This window comes from Frankia sp. AiPs1, from assembly GCF_023716945.1.
GTDB lineage: Bacteria > Actinomycetota > Actinomycetes > Frankiales > Frankiaceae > Frankia.
The window spans coordinates 1-15,952 of record NZ_JAMQQF010000092.1 but is presented as its reverse complement, the minus strand read 5'-3'; the positions used below and the strand labels follow the sequence as shown (position 1 = coordinate 15,952).

The 15,952-nt window shown below is 73.1% G+C and carries 16 protein-coding genes and 1 pseudogene; 12 read left to right on the top strand and 5 right to left on the bottom strand.

Annotation, left to right across the window (positions count from 1 at the left end):
- A pseudogene (locus tag ND748_RS11720) lies at nt 1–261 on the top strand (hypothetical protein); the annotation flags it as partial.
- Nucleotides 262–318: 57 nt separating this feature from the next.
- Here ND748_RS11720 and ND748_RS11715 read toward each other — a convergent pair.
- On the bottom strand, nt 319–1,350 hold the full coding sequence (locus tag ND748_RS11715) for a hypothetical protein (RefSeq protein ID WP_251745747.1): 1,032 nt from the start codon (nt 1,348–1,350) through the stop codon (nt 319–321).
- A 93-nt stretch (nt 1,351–1,443) separates the two neighbouring features.
- Complete coding sequence (locus tag ND748_RS11710; RefSeq protein WP_251745745.1) at nt 1,444–1,830, bottom strand: HypC/HybG/HupF family hydrogenase formation chaperone; 387 nt, start codon at nt 1,828–1,830, stop codon at nt 1,444–1,446.
- A gap of 102 nt (nt 1,831–1,932) precedes the next feature.
- Between ND748_RS11710 and ND748_RS11705 the strand changes: the two genes are divergently transcribed.
- From ND748_RS11705 to ND748_RS11685, 5 genes are all read left to right on the top strand, one after another.
- Complete coding sequence (locus ND748_RS11705; protein WP_251745744.1) at nt 1,933–2,862, top strand: NAD-dependent protein deacetylase; 930 nt, start codon at nt 1,933–1,935, stop codon at nt 2,860–2,862.
- A gap of 10 nt (nt 2,863–2,872) precedes the next feature.
- Complete coding sequence (locus ND748_RS11700) at nt 2,873–3,535, top strand: N-acetyltransferase (RefSeq protein ID WP_251745743.1); 663 nt, start codon at nt 2,873–2,875, stop codon at nt 3,533–3,535.
- Between the two features lie 76 nt (nt 3,536–3,611).
- Nucleotides 3,612–5,228 carry an AlkA N-terminal domain-containing protein gene (locus ND748_RS11695; protein WP_251745741.1) on the top strand — a complete coding sequence of 539 codons (1,617 nt, stop codon included), beginning with the start codon at nt 3,612–3,614 and terminating at the stop codon, nt 5,226–5,228.
- A 126-nt stretch (nt 5,229–5,354) separates the two neighbouring features.
- On the top strand, nt 5,355–5,885 hold the full coding sequence (locus ND748_RS11690; RefSeq protein WP_251745740.1) for a methylated-DNA--[protein]-cysteine S-methyltransferase: 531 nt from the start codon (nt 5,355–5,357) through the stop codon (nt 5,883–5,885).
- Nucleotides 5,886–6,083: 198 nt separating this feature from the next.
- Nucleotides 6,084–6,347 (top strand): UBP-type zinc finger domain-containing protein, encoded by a 264-nt coding sequence (locus tag ND748_RS11685; protein ID WP_251745738.1) that lies wholly within the window; start codon nt 6,084–6,086, stop codon nt 6,345–6,347.
- Between the two features lie 88 nt (nt 6,348–6,435).
- Here ND748_RS11685 and ND748_RS11680 read toward each other — a convergent pair whose 3' ends face one another.
- Both ND748_RS11680 and ND748_RS11675 read right to left on the bottom strand, forming a co-directional pair.
- A complete protein-coding gene (locus tag ND748_RS11680; RefSeq protein ID WP_251745737.1) occupies nt 6,436–7,650 on the bottom strand; it encodes an RtcB family protein in 1,215 nt (404 codons plus the stop codon).
- Between the two features lie 408 nt (nt 7,651–8,058).
- Nucleotides 8,059–8,586, bottom strand: coding sequence for a protealysin inhibitor emfourin (locus ND748_RS11675; protein WP_251745736.1), 528 nt, complete (start codon nt 8,584–8,586; stop codon nt 8,059–8,061).
- Between the two features lie 459 nt (nt 8,587–9,045).
- Here ND748_RS11675 and ND748_RS11670 point away from each other — a divergent pair, with 459 nt between their 5' ends.
- The 3 genes from ND748_RS11670 to ND748_RS11660 all read left to right on the top strand — a co-directional run bounded on the left by ND748_RS11670 (nt 9,046) and on the right by ND748_RS11660 (nt 12,628).
- Nucleotides 9,046–10,239 (top strand): thiamine pyrophosphate-dependent dehydrogenase E1 component subunit alpha, encoded by a 1,194-nt coding sequence (locus ND748_RS11670; protein ID WP_251745735.1) that lies wholly within the window; start codon nt 9,046–9,048, stop codon nt 10,237–10,239.
- Between the two features lie 158 nt (nt 10,240–10,397).
- Complete coding sequence (locus ND748_RS11665) at nt 10,398–12,017, top strand: aldehyde dehydrogenase family protein (protein WP_251745748.1); 1,620 nt, start codon at nt 10,398–10,400, stop codon at nt 12,015–12,017.
- 212 nt (nt 12,018–12,229) lie between these two features.
- Entirely contained in the window at nt 12,230–12,628 is a 399-nt protein-coding gene (locus ND748_RS11660) for an LppP/LprE family lipoprotein (protein ID WP_251745734.1), read from the top strand.
- Nucleotides 12,629–12,815: 187 nt separating this feature from the next.
- On the opposite strand, the gene mce is transcribed toward ND748_RS11660, so the two are convergent.
- The gene (gene mce / locus ND748_RS11655; protein ID WP_251745733.1) at nt 12,816–13,241 is read right to left on the bottom strand and encodes a methylmalonyl-CoA epimerase; all 426 of its coding nucleotides are present in this window, start codon (nt 13,239–13,241) and stop codon (nt 12,816–12,818) included.
- A 416-nt stretch (nt 13,242–13,657) separates the two neighbouring features.
- Here mce and ND748_RS11650 point away from each other — a divergent pair, with 416 nt between their 5' ends.
- The 3 genes from ND748_RS11650 to ND748_RS11640 form a co-directional block, all read left to right on the top strand.
- Nucleotides 13,658–14,092: a MerR family transcriptional regulator gene (locus ND748_RS11650; RefSeq protein ID WP_285901964.1), complete on the top strand. Its 435-nt coding sequence runs from the start codon at nt 13,658–13,660 to the stop codon at nt 14,090–14,092.
- Between the two features lie 375 nt (nt 14,093–14,467).
- Entirely contained in the window at nt 14,468–15,025 is a 558-nt protein-coding gene (locus ND748_RS11645; RefSeq protein WP_251745730.1) for a MerR family transcriptional regulator, read from the top strand.
- Between the two features lie 217 nt (nt 15,026–15,242).
- On the top strand, nt 15,243–15,952 hold a 710-nt coding region (locus tag ND748_RS11640), incomplete at its 3' end, for an ATP-dependent Clp protease proteolytic subunit (protein WP_251745729.1).

Here is a 15,952-nt window from a genome sequence, read left to right as displayed (position 1 = left end):
GGTCGGGACCCGGCCGCCGCCGCGGACCCCGGTCCGCCGGCCGAGGCCGTCGCCGATCCATCCGCCGAGGCCATCCCCGCGCCGTCGGTCGAGGCCATCCCTGCCCGGTCAGCCGGGGCCATCCCCGCCCGGTCGGTCGAGGCCATGCCTGCCCCGTCGGCCGAGCACATCCCCGCCCCAGGGGTCGAGGGCGTCGCCGGTCCGTCGGTGGACCGGGTTCCCGGTTCGACGGTCGATGCGGATCGCAGCCCCCGGCCGTAGCGGCCACGACGGGTGCAAAAGTCCGGGCGCAGGCACGACGCCGCCCGGACGGCCCCGTCACGCGAGGGAAGGTCCCGGTCGCGGCCCGAGATCGTCCGGGATCCGCACTGGCGCGAGCAGCACGGCGGTGGGGTCACGCCCCGGCCCGCCGATCATCGTCGGCCACAGTCCGTCGTTGACGCAGTCCCGCGCGACTTCAATAGCCCAGTCGGGGGGCGCGTTCAGGGAAACGAACCGACCCTGGTCCGTGTCGAGGATCACGTGTGCCCCGATCAGGGCATGGCGCAACGCCTGCCCGCGCGGGGTCCGGGCGGCCCACCCCACAGGGATCCGGCCGGCGGTCTCCTCGGCGTGGGGCGGCCAGCCGGAGGTGTTGACCAGCTCCGCGCGCAGCCGAAGCAGCGGATGCGGACCTGGATACAGCCCGGCGCTCAGCCGCAGCTCCGCCTGGGCGGACCAGGTGTCCCAGGTGATCCTGGTCGGCATCGCCCCACCGTGAGCGACTGTCCGGACCTGGCGACCGGACGGCGCACTGAACCGCATCGTGTGCGCCCCAGCCCGGGCCACAGGGCCGCCTGCGGCCGCGCCGGCCGGCTCCCAGGGGGCCGGCCGGGGGGCACTGAGATGAGGCAGCCAGCCGCGCGGCCAAGTTCCGATCGACGGAGCCGGGGGATGACCGATCGGGCCGGGGCGCGCGGCGAGCAGGTCCGCGACCGTCACGTCCTCGTCGACCTCGTGGGGCAGGAACTCGGCCTGATCGGCGGGGTCGGCGGGGTCGGCGTCGACAGCCACGTCCGACCCGCCGCGGGCATCGCCCGATCGGAGGACCTGCTGCTCCCGCGTCGTGATCTGCAGCCAGCGGACCTGCACGGTCAGCACAGCGTCGGGGCCGGCCTCCAACAGGCACTCCGCGTGGGCGTAGGCCCGGTCGGCCGGATGGCGCGCGGCGTAGGCAGCCGGGGTCAGCACCCCGACGAGCCCGCCCGATCCGCCCCCACCGGGCCGCACACGATGGCCCGGGTCATGCCGGTAGATCGTCGCGTCGGCGATTGCCGTCGCCCGGTCGAGCCGCGCCTGAACCGTCCTCATCGGTAGCCCCCTTCGCACAAGTCCGAACCGGCGTCCCGCTGCGCCCCACGACCCCCACGCCGAACGGGCCTCCCGGTCCGACGGCAGGACGGGTCACAGGACGCTGATCGCCTCCCCGGCGTGGACCAGCACCGCGTCGCCCATCTGGGCTCGGACGAGGGCGAGACCGATCTCCTCGGTGCCGGCTGATGTCCGGACTAGTGCGACCGCGCCCGGCAGGCATCGGACGACCTCGGCTTCGATCGTCTCCTCAGGCCCGGCGAGCTGCCCCGCCGCGCCACACACGGGCGCCTCGGGGCCCGGATGGGCGGCTGCCTGCGCGGCCTCCCATGCCGATAGCCGTTCAGCTCCCGTCAGGGCTGCATCGTCGCCCGCATCGGCGACGCGCGGCGTGCGCCGATCGGGGGACGCCACGGCGGGGCTGGGAGCGTCCCGCCGCCGGCGCGGCGGTGTGCTGGCGCTTCTGACCTGCTTGTTCATCGGTCATCACCTCGGTACTGGTCTACCCGGCGCAACGGTACGACCCGTGCTCGGAGGTCACCAGTCGGCTCGGACGGGTCCGCGGCCGCGCGATCGGGCAGCATGGGAGCTGTGGCAGCAAAGACGACCAATGACGGCGCGGCGTTCGACCGGCTGTGCGGCCTCGTCGCGGCAGGCGGCGTTGCCGTGGTGAGCGGGGCGGGGATCTCGACCGATTCCGGCATCCCGGACTATCGGGGCCCGAACGGGGCACTGCGCCGCCACACCCCGATGACCTACCAGCAGTTCACCAAGGAACCGGGGGCTCGTCACCGCTACTGGGCGCGCAGTCATGCCGGCTGGCGACAGGTCGCCCGGGCCGAGCCCAACGCCGGCCACCGCGCGGTGGCCCACCTGGAGCAGGCGGGGCTGGTCACCGGCATCATCACCCAGAACGTCGATGAGTTGCACCAGCGCGCCGGCTCCCGTCAGGTCATCGATCTGCATGGAAGCCTCTCCCGCGTGGTGTGTGGCGACTGCGGGCAGGTGAGTCCGCGTCTCGACCTCGACGAGCGGCTGAGCGCGGCGAACCCGGGCTTCCGCATCTCCGGCGCCCCCACCAATCCGGACGGTGACGTCACCCTGTCGGCGGAGGCGGTCGCCCGCTTCGTCATGGTCGGCTGCCGGGGCTGCGGCGGTGAGCGGCTGGAACCGGACGTGGTGTTCTTCGGCGCGACGGTGCCGCGACCCCGGGTGGCGCAGGCGTTCGATCTGGTCGAGAGCGCGCGTACGGTACTCATCCTGGGCTCGTCGCTGACTGTGATGTCCGGGTATCGCTTCGTTCTGCGGGCGGCCGAGCTCGACATTCCGGTCGCGATCGTCAACCAGGGGCTCACCCGCGGGGACAGCCGGGCGACGGTCCGTGTCGACGCTCCCCTCGGGACGCTGCTGCCCCGGCTGGCCGTCGCCGTCACCGGCGGCGAACGAACCCCCGGGCCCTCACGGACTGTGCCGTCCCTGGCCCTGTCGGGGGATTCGCCCGCTGAGCTGTGAGGATGGGCAGATGCGATCGGTCTCCCGTCCCCAGCCCGCGAACGTGGCGTTTCGCCATGCCACCGAAAGCGCCGCCGAGGCGGCGGCGATCGTCGCGCTCGTCGAATCCGCCTACCGCGGGGAGCCCAGCCGGGCGGGGTGGACCACCGAGGCGGACCTGGTCGGGGGCCAGCGCACGGATGTCGAGGAGGTGCGGACCGCCCTGACCGCCCCGCACGGGACGGTCCTGCTCGCGCAGGAGCCCTCGGGGCTGCTCGTGGGCTGCTGCCACGTGGAGCGTCGGATCGAGCCGCCGACGCAGGAGGGAGCCGGCGTGGTCCGGGCGGGGGAGCTGGTAGCCCAGCCGGGCGAGGCCGGGGAGCCCACCGCGGCGGGGATCACCGCGGTGACGGGGGCCTACTTCGGCATGTTCGCCGTCAGCCCCACCCGGCAGGGGGCCGGAGTGGGCGGGGCGCTGCTGCGGCTCGCCGAGCGGCACGCCGTCACCGCATGGTCGGCGTCGTGGATGGAGATGCAGGTCATCGCCCAGCGCAGCGAGCTCATCGACTGGTACCGCGGCAAGGGATACCTCCCGACCACCGCCACCCGACCGTTTCCGTACGCCGACGAGCGGTTCGGTCGGCCGCTGCGGCCCGACCTCTACTTCATCGTCCTGCGCAAGCCGCTCGCCTGACGTCGCCGAGCCGGCGCGCGGGCACGAGGTCCGATTCCCGCCAGCATGCGGAGGCGGTCGCGCCGAGAGTGGGGGCATGAGGAGTGGGGGCGCGAGGACGGACGAGGGTTGCTACGAGGCGGTGGCCAGCCGGGATGCCCGATTCGACGGCACCTTCTACTTCGCCGTGACCACCACGGGCATCTACTGCCGGCCAAGCTGCCCGGCGGGGACGCCGAAGCGGACGAACGTCCGGTTCTTCCCGACGGCCGCGGCGGCGCACGGTGCCGGCTTCCGAGCATGCCGGCGATGCCGCCCGGACGCGGTGCCCGGCTCGGCCGAGTGGGACCTCCGCGCGGACGTGGTCGGCCGGGCGATGCGCCTGATCGGCGACGGTGTCGTCGATCGGGAAGGCGTGGCCGGCCTCGCCGCCCGGTTGGGCTACAGCGCGCGCCAGCTCCACCGGCATCTCACCGCCGAGGTGGGCGCCGGGCCGCTCGCCCTGGCCCGAGCACGGCGCGCGCACACCGCGCGGCTGCTGCTGCAGACCACCGCGCTGCCCGCCACCGAGGTGGCTTTCGCCGCCGGTTTCGCGAGCGTCCGCCAGTTCAACGACACCATCCGAACGGTCTACGCGGCGACGCCCCTGGAGCTGCGCGGTCCACGGGCACGGCGGACGGCTCGGCCCGCCCCGAGCGGCCACGATCGGGTGGGTCCGGGCGGCCGACCCGACGAGGGTGGTCTCACCCTCCGGTTGGGCTACCGCCGACCCTACGAGGCGGGTCACCTGTTCGACTACCTGGCGGTGCGGGCCCTGCCCGGGGCGGAGGAGGTCGTGGGCGAGCGAGGACGGCGCACCTACCGGCGCACCCTGCGCCTGGCCCACGGCCACGGCATCGCAGCGGTGGCGGAGCGCCCGACCGGTGACGACGCCGGCTGGCTGGACTGCCGGCTGATCCTGAGCGATCTGCGGGACCTCGGCAGCGCCGTCAGCCGGATCCGGCGACTGTTCGACCTCGACGCCGATCCGCTCGCCGTCGCCGACCGGCTGGCCGGCGATCCCGCCCTGGCCGCCCAGGTGGGTCGCCTACCCGGACTGCGCGCCCCCGGCGCCGCCGACCCGCATGAGCTTGCCGTGCGGGCCGTGCTGGGCCAGCAGGTGTCGGTGGCCGCCGGACGGCGCCTCGGCGCGGCGCTGCTGGCGGCGTACGGCGATCCGCTGCCCACCCCGAGTGGCGGCCTGACCCTGCTGTTCCCCCGCGTCGGCACGCTCGCTTCGGCCGGTCTGGCGGAGCTGGGGATGCCGGCGGCGCGACGGGACGCCGTGCGGACGCTTGCAGGCGCGCTCGAAGACGGCTTCGTGGTGCTCGACGCGGGTGTGGACCGCGACGAGGCCCAACGGACGCTGCTGGCGCTGCGCGGCATCGGGCCCTGGACGGCGGGGTACCTCCGGATGCGCGCCCTCGGCGACCCGGATGTGCTCCCACCGGGAGATGCGGCCCTGCGCGCCGCGGATCGCCGTGGCGATGTCGACCTGGGGCGCGCGGCCGCCTGGGCGCCATGGCGCAGCTACGCGGCGCACCACGTGTGGGCTGCCGCTGCCACCCGCGGCGCTCCACCCAGGCTGCCCACGCGGGTCAGCGCACCAGTTGTGCCCGCCCGGGCCGGCGCGCGGCGGATTCCGGCTGCGGACCCGGTACCTGGTCCGAGTTGACCACACACGTCGAAGCAGTCCCGGGGGGCGCAGCAGTCCCGGGAGCGCAGCAGTCCCGAGGGGCAAAGCAGTCCTGAGGGGCGAAGGAGTCCCGATCGGCGGGACCGGATCGGAAGGGGAGCGGTGATGCTCTACACGACGTTGGCGAGCCCGGTGGGCGAGCTGCTCCTGGTGGGGGCCGCGACGGACCAGGCGCCCGGCGGGTTCGTCCTGACCTCGCTGTCCATGCCGGGGCAGCGTGGCGCAACGGTACCCGCGCCGCACTGGCGTCGCGCCCCCGAACTCGCTGCCGCCGCCGGCGAGATCGAGGAGTACTTCGCCGGCGACCGACGCGCGTTCACCCTCGCCCTGCGGACCGGCGGCACCGGCTTCCAGGAGCGGGTCTGGCGGGCGTTGGAGGAGATCCCCTACGGAACGACGATCACCTATGGTCAACTGGCCGCCCGTATCGGAGCCGGGAGCGGGGAGGTGCGCGCGGTCGGCACGGCAGTGGGGGCGAATCCGCTGCTGCTGGTACGACCATGCCACCGGGTGATCGGCGCGGACGGCACGCTGCGCGGCTTCGCCGCCGGGCTGGCCCGCAAGGAGTTCCTGCTGCGCCACGAGGGCGCGCTCGCACCGATCCTGGACCTTGCCGACGAGGCCACCGCGCGGTGAGCGCCCTGGCCCGTCCGGTCGGCGAGTACGACGGGTGCGGCCCGCGACGCCGGGCCAGTCGGCATCCGCCCTGGGCATGCCGCCCGCCCTGGGCATGCCGCCCGCCCGGGTTGGGACGTGCCGGGGCCGCCGGCCGGGCATAGTCGACTTCGGCGCGCACCCCCGTGCGGGCCGGCCAGACGATGATCGGAGCGGCCGATGACCACCATTGCGGACCCTCACCTGTCGGCGATCCGGGACGTCGAGCCGGCGACGCCGCAGGGATGCGGCGAGTGCCTGCGCACCGGCGGCCGCTGGGTGCATCTGCGACTCTGCCTGACCTGCGGCAACGTCGGCTGCTGTGACTCCTCGCCGGCGCGGCACGCCAGCGCCCACGCCGCCGGGCACGACCATCCGATCGTCCGCTCGTTCGAACCGGGTGAGGACTGGCGTTGGTGCTACGTCGACGAGGCCTACGTCTGAGGGGGCCTGCGCAGGACTGCGCCTCGCCGAGGCGAGGCCGTGGGGGCCGCCGTTCGATGCGACGACCCCCATCCGCGCGGTGTGAAGGTCAGCCCTTCACACAGAGCACGGCGTGCAACTGGGCGACGATCTCGACGAGGTCGCTCTGGCGGGCCAGGACGGTGTCGATGTCCTTGTAGGCCGAGGGGATCTCGTCGAGGACGCCGGCGTCCTTGCGGCATTCCACCCCGCGGGTCTGGGCGGCGAGGTCGTCGACGGTGAACGTCCGCCGCGCCCGATTGCGGCTCATCGTGCGCCCGGCGCCGTGGCTGGCGGAATGGAACGAGTCGGGGTTTCCCCGTCCGCGGACCAGGTAGGACCGGGTTCCCATCGAGCCCGGGATGATTCCGTATTCTCCTTCCCGGGCGGAGATGGCGCCCTTGCGGGTGACGAGCACGTCGGCGCCGAAGTGGTGCTCCTCGGCGACGTAGTTGTGGTGGCAGTTCACGAGGGCGAAGTCGCGGTCGCCGGCGTGCGGGCCGTCGGCCGGTGGGGTGGGCACCCGCAGCCCGGGCAGCGGCCCGCGCAGCGCCTCGACGGCGGCGGCGAGCATCAGGTCCCGGTTGCGCCGGGCGTACGTCTGCGCCCAGTCCAGGTCGTGGCGGTAGGCGGCCATCTCGGGGGTGCCGGCCAGGAACACGGCGAGGTCGCGGTCGGCCAGGCCGGCGTTGTGCTCGAGCTGCTTGGCGACGCGGATGTGGCCCTCGGCGAGCTCCTTGCCGACGTTGCGCGAACCGGAGTGCAGCATGATCCAGACTGCGTCGTCGGTGTCCAGGCACACCTCGAGGAAATGGTTGCCCGAGCCAAGGGTGCCGAGCTGGTTCATGGCCCTCGCCAGCCGCCCGGCCACGCGGGGATGCAGTGCGCCGAACGCGTTCCACAGGTCGTCCTGGCGCCGGGCCCGCGCGGTCGGCTCCCGGTGGCTGGTCATCCCCACCGGGACGGCCGCCTCCAGCACGGCCCGCAGCGGACCGAGGTCGTCGGGCAGGTCGGCTGCGGTGAGGTTGGTCCGCGCCGCGGCCATCCCGCAGCCGATGTCGACGCCGACGGCGGCGGGGGAGACGGCGTCGCGCAGAGCGATGACGGAGCCGACCGTCGCGCCGTAGCCGAGGTGCACGTCGGGCATCACCGCGACGTGGTGATGGATGTAGGGCAGGGATGCGACATTACGAAGCTGGTCCAGTGCGGCGCTTTCGATCTCCTCGGGCCGGGTCCACAGCCAGATCGGATGCGCCGCTGCGCCGAGCGTCGCGACGGGGCTCATCGGATGGTTACTCCTTTCGGCGGGGGTGGGTCCCTGCTGTTCACTGCTGGCCGATCGAACGCATTCATCCCGGTCATTCTTGGTTCCGTCGGGCGGCCCGGATCAGGGCCACCCGACGGCCCATTCTCCGTCCCGCCCGCCACCGGCAGCGGCGGAAAATCCGGCGGGTGGACTGAACCGGCCACGGCATCTCCGGCTCGGTGCATTCATGCCAGTCCCGCCGGACCCTTACCGCCGCCTGTAACAAAGGCCCCGGATCGATCGGGAAGTCCTACTCGGAGCCGTACCGCTCCGCCTGTTCAGGATGCCCGGCTCACGGCCGCCCGGCGAATGATTTTCCGTCCCCAGGTCGGCGGTCCGTCCGGTGGGGTCGGCGGGTCGGCAATCGGCGCGCCGGCAATCGGCGGGTCAGCGCGGTGTGTCGCGGCCGCCGGCCGGTAGCAGGGGGGCGGCCCGCAGCAGGGCCAGGAGCGGGCGCAGGTCCGCGGGGACCGGCTCGGAGAAGGTTCGCACGGTGAAGGTTCGCACGGCGCGTCCGCCCTGCTGGTCGACCCGCGTGGTGCGGTCGGCCGCGGGGGTGTGGTCGGCCGCGGTGGCGTCACTGGCCTCGGTGGCGTCGTCGACCTCGGCGGGGTGGTCGGCCTCGGGGATGTAGTCGATCTCCAGGGTGTAGACAAAGCGATCCGCGCCCCCGCCCTGCCCGCCCCCGCCCTGCCCGCCCCCTCCCTGCCCGCTCCGCGGCGCGGCCCGTCCTGCTCCTCCTGCTCCTCCTGCCTCGCCGGCATCGCCGGCCCGGCGGGCTGGTGCGCCGCCCGACGAGACCGCTACGCGCACGAGCTCGCGAAGCCGGGCGGCCTCCGGTTCGGGCAGATCGGCGCTGTCGAGCCCCCGCCGGACCGGGCGTCCCAGCAGCCCGCCGGACCGTTCCAACACCACCCGGACACGTCCCGCCATACCAGCCATGGCGCCATTGTGCGCCGGTGCGGGCCGGCGACCGCCCCGCTTTGGGCGTCCGTCGTTCCGGCCCGGCGTACCGATCGGGTCGATCGGTGGCCCCTTTCTGGTCGGTCGGACGGCCCTTGGTGGATCGCCGGCGGGCGACGCTGGAAGGCTGCGGCTGAAATGTTCTCCTTACCTACGGGCGCCGCAACGGCCAGTCGAGTTTCGGGCGCGTTCACAACCGTGACCGTTTTCTCTCGATGGTTTCCGATCGTAGGACGTCCTCGGAATCTCGGGCGGCCGGCTGGGTAGGAGTACGGCGTGAATGAAGTAAGGGGATCCGACGTTCTCGTCGAACCCGGACCGCGTACTCTCTTACCGGTATACCGGTCTTTTTTCGATGGTTTCCGATCGTAGGACGTCCTGCGATCTTCCGCTGGGGGAGAGGTACTCGGTATGAATGTCGTACGCGGGCCGGGGCTGATCGCGGAGCGGCCGGCGCGGTCGGCCCGGCCAACGGAACCGGCTCCGGCCGTCGCCGCGCCCCCGGCGGCGCCGACGCCACCGCAGGAGCCGGCCGACTCCGGCGTGCGGCTGCTCGCGCCGGACGGCACCCGGGTCACCGACCCACGCTTCGCCGTCCTCGCCGACCACGACCTGTGCCGGGAGTTCTACTCCTCGATGGTGCTGGCACGCCGCCTGGACGAGGAGGCCACGGCCCTGCAGCGCCAGGGTGAGCTGGTGCTCTGGATTCCACTGCGCGGGCAGGAAGCGGCGCAGGTCGGTTCCGCGGCGGCAGTCCGGCCGCGCGACTTCATTTTTCCCAGCTACCGCGAGCACGCCGTCGCCTGGCACCGGGGGGTGCCGGCCGCCGAGGTCATCCGTCTGCTGCGCGGGGTGAGCCACGACGGCTGGGACACCGCGGAGCACAACATGGCCAACTACACGATCGTCCTCGCGTCGCAGACCCTGCATGCCGTCGGCTACGGCATGGGCATGGTGCTCGACGGCACGGTCGGCAGCGGCGACCCGGACCGCGACGGTGCCGTGCTGGTCTACCTCGGTGACGGCGCGATGAGCCAGGGCGACGCCAACGAGGCGTTCGTGTGGGCGGCGAGCTTCGGCGCCCCGGTGGTGTTCCTCTGCCAGAACAACCAGTGGGCGATCTCCACCCCGTCCCGGCGGCAGTCGACGATGCAGCTCGCCCGGCGCGCCGACGGGTTCGGCTTCCCCGGCGTGCGCGTCGACGGTAACGACGTGCTCGCCATGCACGCCGTCACGACCTGGGCGCTCGAGCACGCCCGCGGCGGCAGCGGCCCGGTACTCATCGAGGCCAACACCTACCGGATGGCACCCCACACCACGTCGGACGACGCGACCCGTTACCAGCCGGCCGAGGAGCTCGCCGTCTGGCGCGCGCGGGACCCCATCGAGCGACTACGGCGGCTGCTGGCCGTCGACGTGGCCGCCGACTGGTTCGACGAGGTCCGCGAGCACGCCGACGACGCCGCCGCCGACCTGCGCCGCGCCTGCCTCGCCATGGACCCGCCGGCCCCGGTGACCATGTTCGACAACGTCTACGGGGACGAGACGGCCGACCAGCGGGCCCAGCGGGAGTGGTTCACCGCCTACCGGGACTCCTTCCTGTAGTCGACCTCGGTCCGCGAGCGACCTATCCTTGGCCCGGACGGGTTTCGCAGCAGGGCAGGTCCGTCACGATCACCGAGAGGCATGCGGTGCGACAGTCTGTGTCGACCTCGCCGGGTGAGGGGGCCGGGTCCGCGGCGAAGGCGGCGAAGGTGCCCGATGTGCCCGACCAGCCGGCGGCGAACGACGCCCCGACACTGCTCGCCGGCGCGGGCACCGGCGTGTCCCCAGACGCCGGGGTTGATGGCGCCGCGGCTGGTGGCGCCGCCGAGCCGGACGGCCCGCCCGAGTCGACGTTCGCCTCCACGAACCCGGTCACCGGCGCGGTCGTCGGCGACTTCCCGGTGTGCTCCCCGCGGCAGGTCTCGGCCGCGGTGGCCGCGGCCCGCGCCGCCGCGCCCTGGTGGGCCGGTCTCGGCGCCGCCGGGCGCCGCGATCACCTGCTGCGCTGGGCGGCTCACCTCGCTCGCCACGACCGGGAGCTGGTCGAGCTCCTGCACGCGGAGAACGGCAAGACCGCCGCCGACGCCCACATAGAACTACTGCTCACCTTGGAGCACATCCGCTGGGCGGCCCGCCACGCCGGGCGGGTGCTGCGGACGCGTCGGGTCCTGCCCGGCCCGTTCCTGGCCAACTACACCGCCCGGGTGGAATACCGCCCGCTCGGAGTCGTCGGGGTGATCGGCCCGTGGAACTATCCGCTGCTGACCCCGGTCGGCTCGATCGCCTACGCCCTCGCCGCCGGCAACCCGGTGGTGTTCAAGCCCAGCGAGTACACCCCGGCGCTGGGCAGTCGGCTGGCGCAGTCCTTCGCCGCCGCGAACCCGGCCGCCCCCGCCGGAGTGCTGGGCGTGGTCACGGGGTTCGCCGACACCGGCGCCGCGCTCTGCGCCGCAGGCGTCGACAAGATCGCTTTCACCGGTTCGGCGGCCAGCGGCCGCACGGTCATGGCAACCTGCGCGCGGTCGCTGACCCCGGTCACCATCGAGTGCGGCGGCAAGGATCCGTGCATCGTCGCCGACGACGCCGACGTGGTCGCCGCCGCCCGGGCGGCCGTCTGGGGGGCGATGGCGAACGCCGGGCAGACCTGCGCCGGCGTCGAACGGATCTATGTCACCGCGGCCGTCGCCGAGCAGTTTCTCGCCGAGGTCCGCCGGGCCCTGACCGCGGTGCGCCCGGGTGGCGGTGCCGACGCCTCCTACGGCCCGATGACGATGCCCGGCCAGGCCGCCGTCGTGCGCCGCCACGTCTCCGATGCGCTGGCCCGTGGCGCGACGGCCCTGCTCGGCGGCGTCGACGCGGTGGGCGAGACGTTCATCTCCCCGATCGTCCTCGTCGACGTCCCCGAGGACAGCCCCGCCGTGCAGGAGGAGACCTTCGGTCCGGTCGTCACCGTCCGCACCGTCGCCGACGTCGACGAGGCCGTCGCCCTGGCCAACGGCACCCCGTACGCCCTGGGGGCGAGCGTGTTCTCCCGCCGCCGCGGCGACGAGATCGCCCGCCGCCTCGACGCCGGCATGGTGTCCGTCAACGCCGTGCTCTCCTTCGCCGGGATCCCCGCCCTGCCCTTCGGCGGCAGCGGCGAGAGCGGTTTCGGTCGGGTCCACGGCGCCGAGGGGCTGCGCGAGTTCGCCCGCCCGCGCTCGGTGGCCACGCTGCGCCTGCCGTTGCCCGGCACGACGCTGACCACCTTCCAGCGCCCGCCAGGGCTGCTCGCCGCGGTCAACTGGGCCGCCCGCCGCCGCCACGGCCGCGGCCCGTCGGCCCGCGGCGGCCACTGAACCAAGGGCGATTGCGGTCGAACCGGGCGACATACGCCGCATAGCCCCTGCCGGGGCGGCGGCCGCCGAAGAGGGCATCTAGCGTGGTCGGGTCAACACGGAACCTGGGGGTTCTCATGACTCTACGTCGCGGACTTGCCATTTCGGCCATGATCGGCGCACTCGTACTGGTAAGCGGACTCGCCGGCAGTGCCTCAGCCGCGCCAAGTGCGGTGGGAGCACCCGCGCTCAGCGTCGCGAAGGCGTCGTCGGTCGTGCGCGCCGCCGGATACACGCCGATCTCGCTGGGCGGCTTCGACCAGAAAAGCGATCTCAGCGTGATCGTCGGGTTGCGCTCGACCTCCGTGGACGGGCACCCGCAGCGGGCGTTCTTCTTCCACCGCGGGGCATTCGTCGGCAACGACTCGCAGCAGGCGAGCGCGACGATCCGCTGGATCTGGTCCACCGACCGGGTGGTGGCCCTGCAGTATGACCTCTACAGGCCGGGTGATCCGATGTGCTGCCCGACCGCCGGCGGAGCAACCGTCCGCTACCAGTGGAACGGCTCCTCGGTGACGCCGCTCGACCCGATCCCGAGCGCCGCCTCCGCCGCCGCGGCGGGCCGCCGCTGACCGTTCTCCGGTACCGCGGGCCACCCACCGGCCCCGGCCACCTTGCCCTTCCGGAGGGACGAATCAGACCGGAACCCCTCTGGAAGGGCAAGGACGGAATCCAAGGACGGAAACCAAGGACGGAAACGAGGAAGCGGCTACTCCAGCCGCACGGCGGCGCCGGCCCCGCTCCCGGCGCCCGTTCGGCTCAGTGGCCCTCGGCGGCCTCGACCAGCTCGGTGAGTACCCCGCCGAGCCCCTTGGGGTGGACGAAGGCGATCCGGCTGCCGGCCGTGCCGTGCACCGGAGTCTTGTTGACCAGGTCGAAGCCGGTGGTGGTCAGCGCGGCCAGGGCGCTGTCGATGTCGGCGACGCCGTAGGCGATGTGATGGATGCCGGGGCCCCGCTTGGCCAGGAACTTTCCTACCGGGCTGTCCTCGCGTAGCGGCTCGAGGAGCTGGACGTAGGAGTTGCCGGCCTCGCCGCTGTGCACCAGCAGCATCGCCTCGCGCACGCCCTGACGGTCGTTGTCCTCCTGGTGCACGACCTTGAGGCCGAACGCCTCCTCGTAGCGCGGAATCGCCTCGGCCAGTGACACCACTGCGATCCCGACATGGTCGATCCTGGTCAGCACAACGCTCTCCCTGCTCCGCCGGCCCGGCGGCCGGATCCTGCCGATGATGGTGCCCGAGACGGGCGGCGTCCGGGGTTAGCCCTGCCGCGGAACTCGTCCTTGCCGCAGGGCTCGGCTCCGCCGCAGATTTTGCCCCGCCGCAGAGCTTGGCCCCGAGAAAGAGATTGCCCGTTCGCGATCCCCGCGTCGACCGATGTGCGCAGGTCGCGCAGGTGACGGCGGTCGCGGTGGGATCCGCGGACAGCCGCCCGCCCGGCCGGCGGCGCAGCCGGGGACGTCTCCTGCCCCGGGCCGGACGATCGTCCGGGGCGCACGGTGGGCCGAAGCGACCCGTATCGGCCCGCTGTCCGGAACGTCGTAGAGTCGTGTGTTATCAGCCTTGCTCCCGGCGTCGAGCCACTAACGTGAGGGTCACCTTGTCCACGACGCGTCGCGATCCATCCGCGCTCCGTGCGGCCCGCGGAACCACGTATCAGATAGGTGAGGTGGCCGAGCGGGTCGGGCTCTCGTTGCGCACGGTCCGGTACTACGAGGAGGCTGGGCTGCTCACGACCGCCGGCCGCACCCCCGGCGGATTTCGCCTTTACGGCGACGAGGCCGTCGACCGGCTGTTGGTCATCAAGAAGATGAAATCTCTCGGCTTCACCCTCGAGGAGATGCGCTCGCTGCTGTCGGTTCGCGACGAGCTGTCCGACCAGCAGATCTCCGACGTCCGTCGGGCCGAGCTGCGCGAGTTGCTGCGCACCTGGGTCGTGCTGGCCGAGGAGAAGCTCGCCACCCTGCGCCAGCAGGCCGGCGTCGCCGAGGACTTCGTCATCGGCCTGCACGGCGACGCCGATCGATCTGTCTGACCCAGCGTTAGGCGTCGCCGCGGCCGGCGGCTGCGCCTGGGTGTGTCGTGCCAGGTCACCGGCTACGGTAGCTCGGTGGGGCACATCGGCCCGGCGGGCCTGCCGGCTACGGGGGGTGAGCCGACAGGCTCCGGCGCTCCCGCTCGGCCCAAGGCTCCGGCGGGGTCGCAGAGTTCGCCGCCGCTCGCCCTGGTCCCGCTCCGGTCTCGGTGGGGAGGGCCACGGGTGGGGGCCTCGGGGAGCCGGATCCGCGGGGGACGCGCGGTCGGTCAGGGATTACCAGATCTTTACCGCTTGTGTGTAGCCGCGGATTGCCCACGCGTAGACGCTAGATATCTGAACACCAGCCGCCAAGCTCACCTGATAAGGGTTGAATTGTCCACAACCAGCAGCGCCAGGTCTTCCGCCGACGCCCGCGACGGGCGCTACGAGATCGGTGACGTCGCCACCCTGGTGACCTTGTCCCTGCGTACCGCGAGGTTCTACGAGGAGGCCGGGCTTCTTGTCGCCGTGGGCCGCTCGGAGGGCGGAATTCCGCTCTATGACGACGATGCCCTCGATCGATTCTTTCTGATCAAGAAGATGAAGCCGCTGGGTTTCACGGTGGAGGAGATGCGGTCGTTGCTCACTCTGCGTGAGCGGATAGTGCAGCCGGGGCTGTCTGCTCAGCTTCGCGCCGAGCTGCACGACCGGCTGCAGACCTGGGTCAGCCTGGCCGAGGAGAAGCTCGCCTCGCTGCAGGAGCAGGTCCGCCTCGCCGAGGATTTCATGATCGGACTGCGGGACGACACGGCCCGGTCGTTGCGGACCGACCCCGACGCGGACGGGCCCGACCGCGTCGGTCCGGCCTCGGGGCTCACCGGCGGTCGGCCGGACCTGGACGACTCGTTCCTCGACTTCCTCGACGACCCGCTCGGCGGCGACGACCGCTGACGTGCGACGACCGCTGACGCGCGGGGACGCTGGCGCGCGGGGCGTGCGGCGCGCCGGCTGCGGTGGGGATGGGGATCGGCGCCGCGGCCTGTCTGCCCTGGGCAGATCTGCCGCGGGCAGACCGCCGGTCCGGTGGCGGCTTTTCCGGTGACTCTGGAAGGGCCGGCCCCTCGTCGTGCGCGACGAGTCCCGACCCGGCCGGCGGGAGGAACGTCCCATGATCGAGATTCCGACGGCGCACGCGGGGCCCGGCATCAGCCGGCCGCGAAGCCCGGTCGCCCAGGCCGCCGGCGCCGGCACCGCCGACGACCAGGTGTTCGGCCGGCTGCTGGAGAACCGCATCGTCTTCCTCGGCGCAGTGGTCGAGGACGCCGTCGCCAACGCGATCAGCGCGAAGCTGCTGCTGCTCGCCGCGGAGGACCCGACCTCCGACATCCACCTCTACATCAACTCGCCGGGCGGTTCGGTGAGCGCCGGCATGGCGATCTACGACACGATGCAGTACGTCGGCAACGACGTGGCCACCGTCGCGCTCGGCTTCGCCGGCTCCATGGGCCAGTTCCTGCTCTGCGCCGGCGCCGCGGGCAAGCGGTATGCCCTCCCGCACGCGCGGATCATGATGCACCAGCCGCACGGCGGCATCGGCGGCACGGCCGCGGACATCTCCATCCAGGCCGAGCAGATGCTGTACACGAAGCGGACGCTGCAGCAGCGCATCGCCTTCCACAGCGGGCAGACCGTGGAGCAGATCGAGGCCGACTCCGACCGAGACCGGTGGTTCACCGCCGAGGAGGCCCGTGACTACGGGTTGGTCGACCACGTCGTCGAGCGGGTCGACCAGGTGCCCAGCGGCGTCGGCGCCACCGGCGGCGCCGGAATCGGCCTGCGCCGCGCGGCCGGTCGCACCGGCTTCGGCCCGGCGGGGAG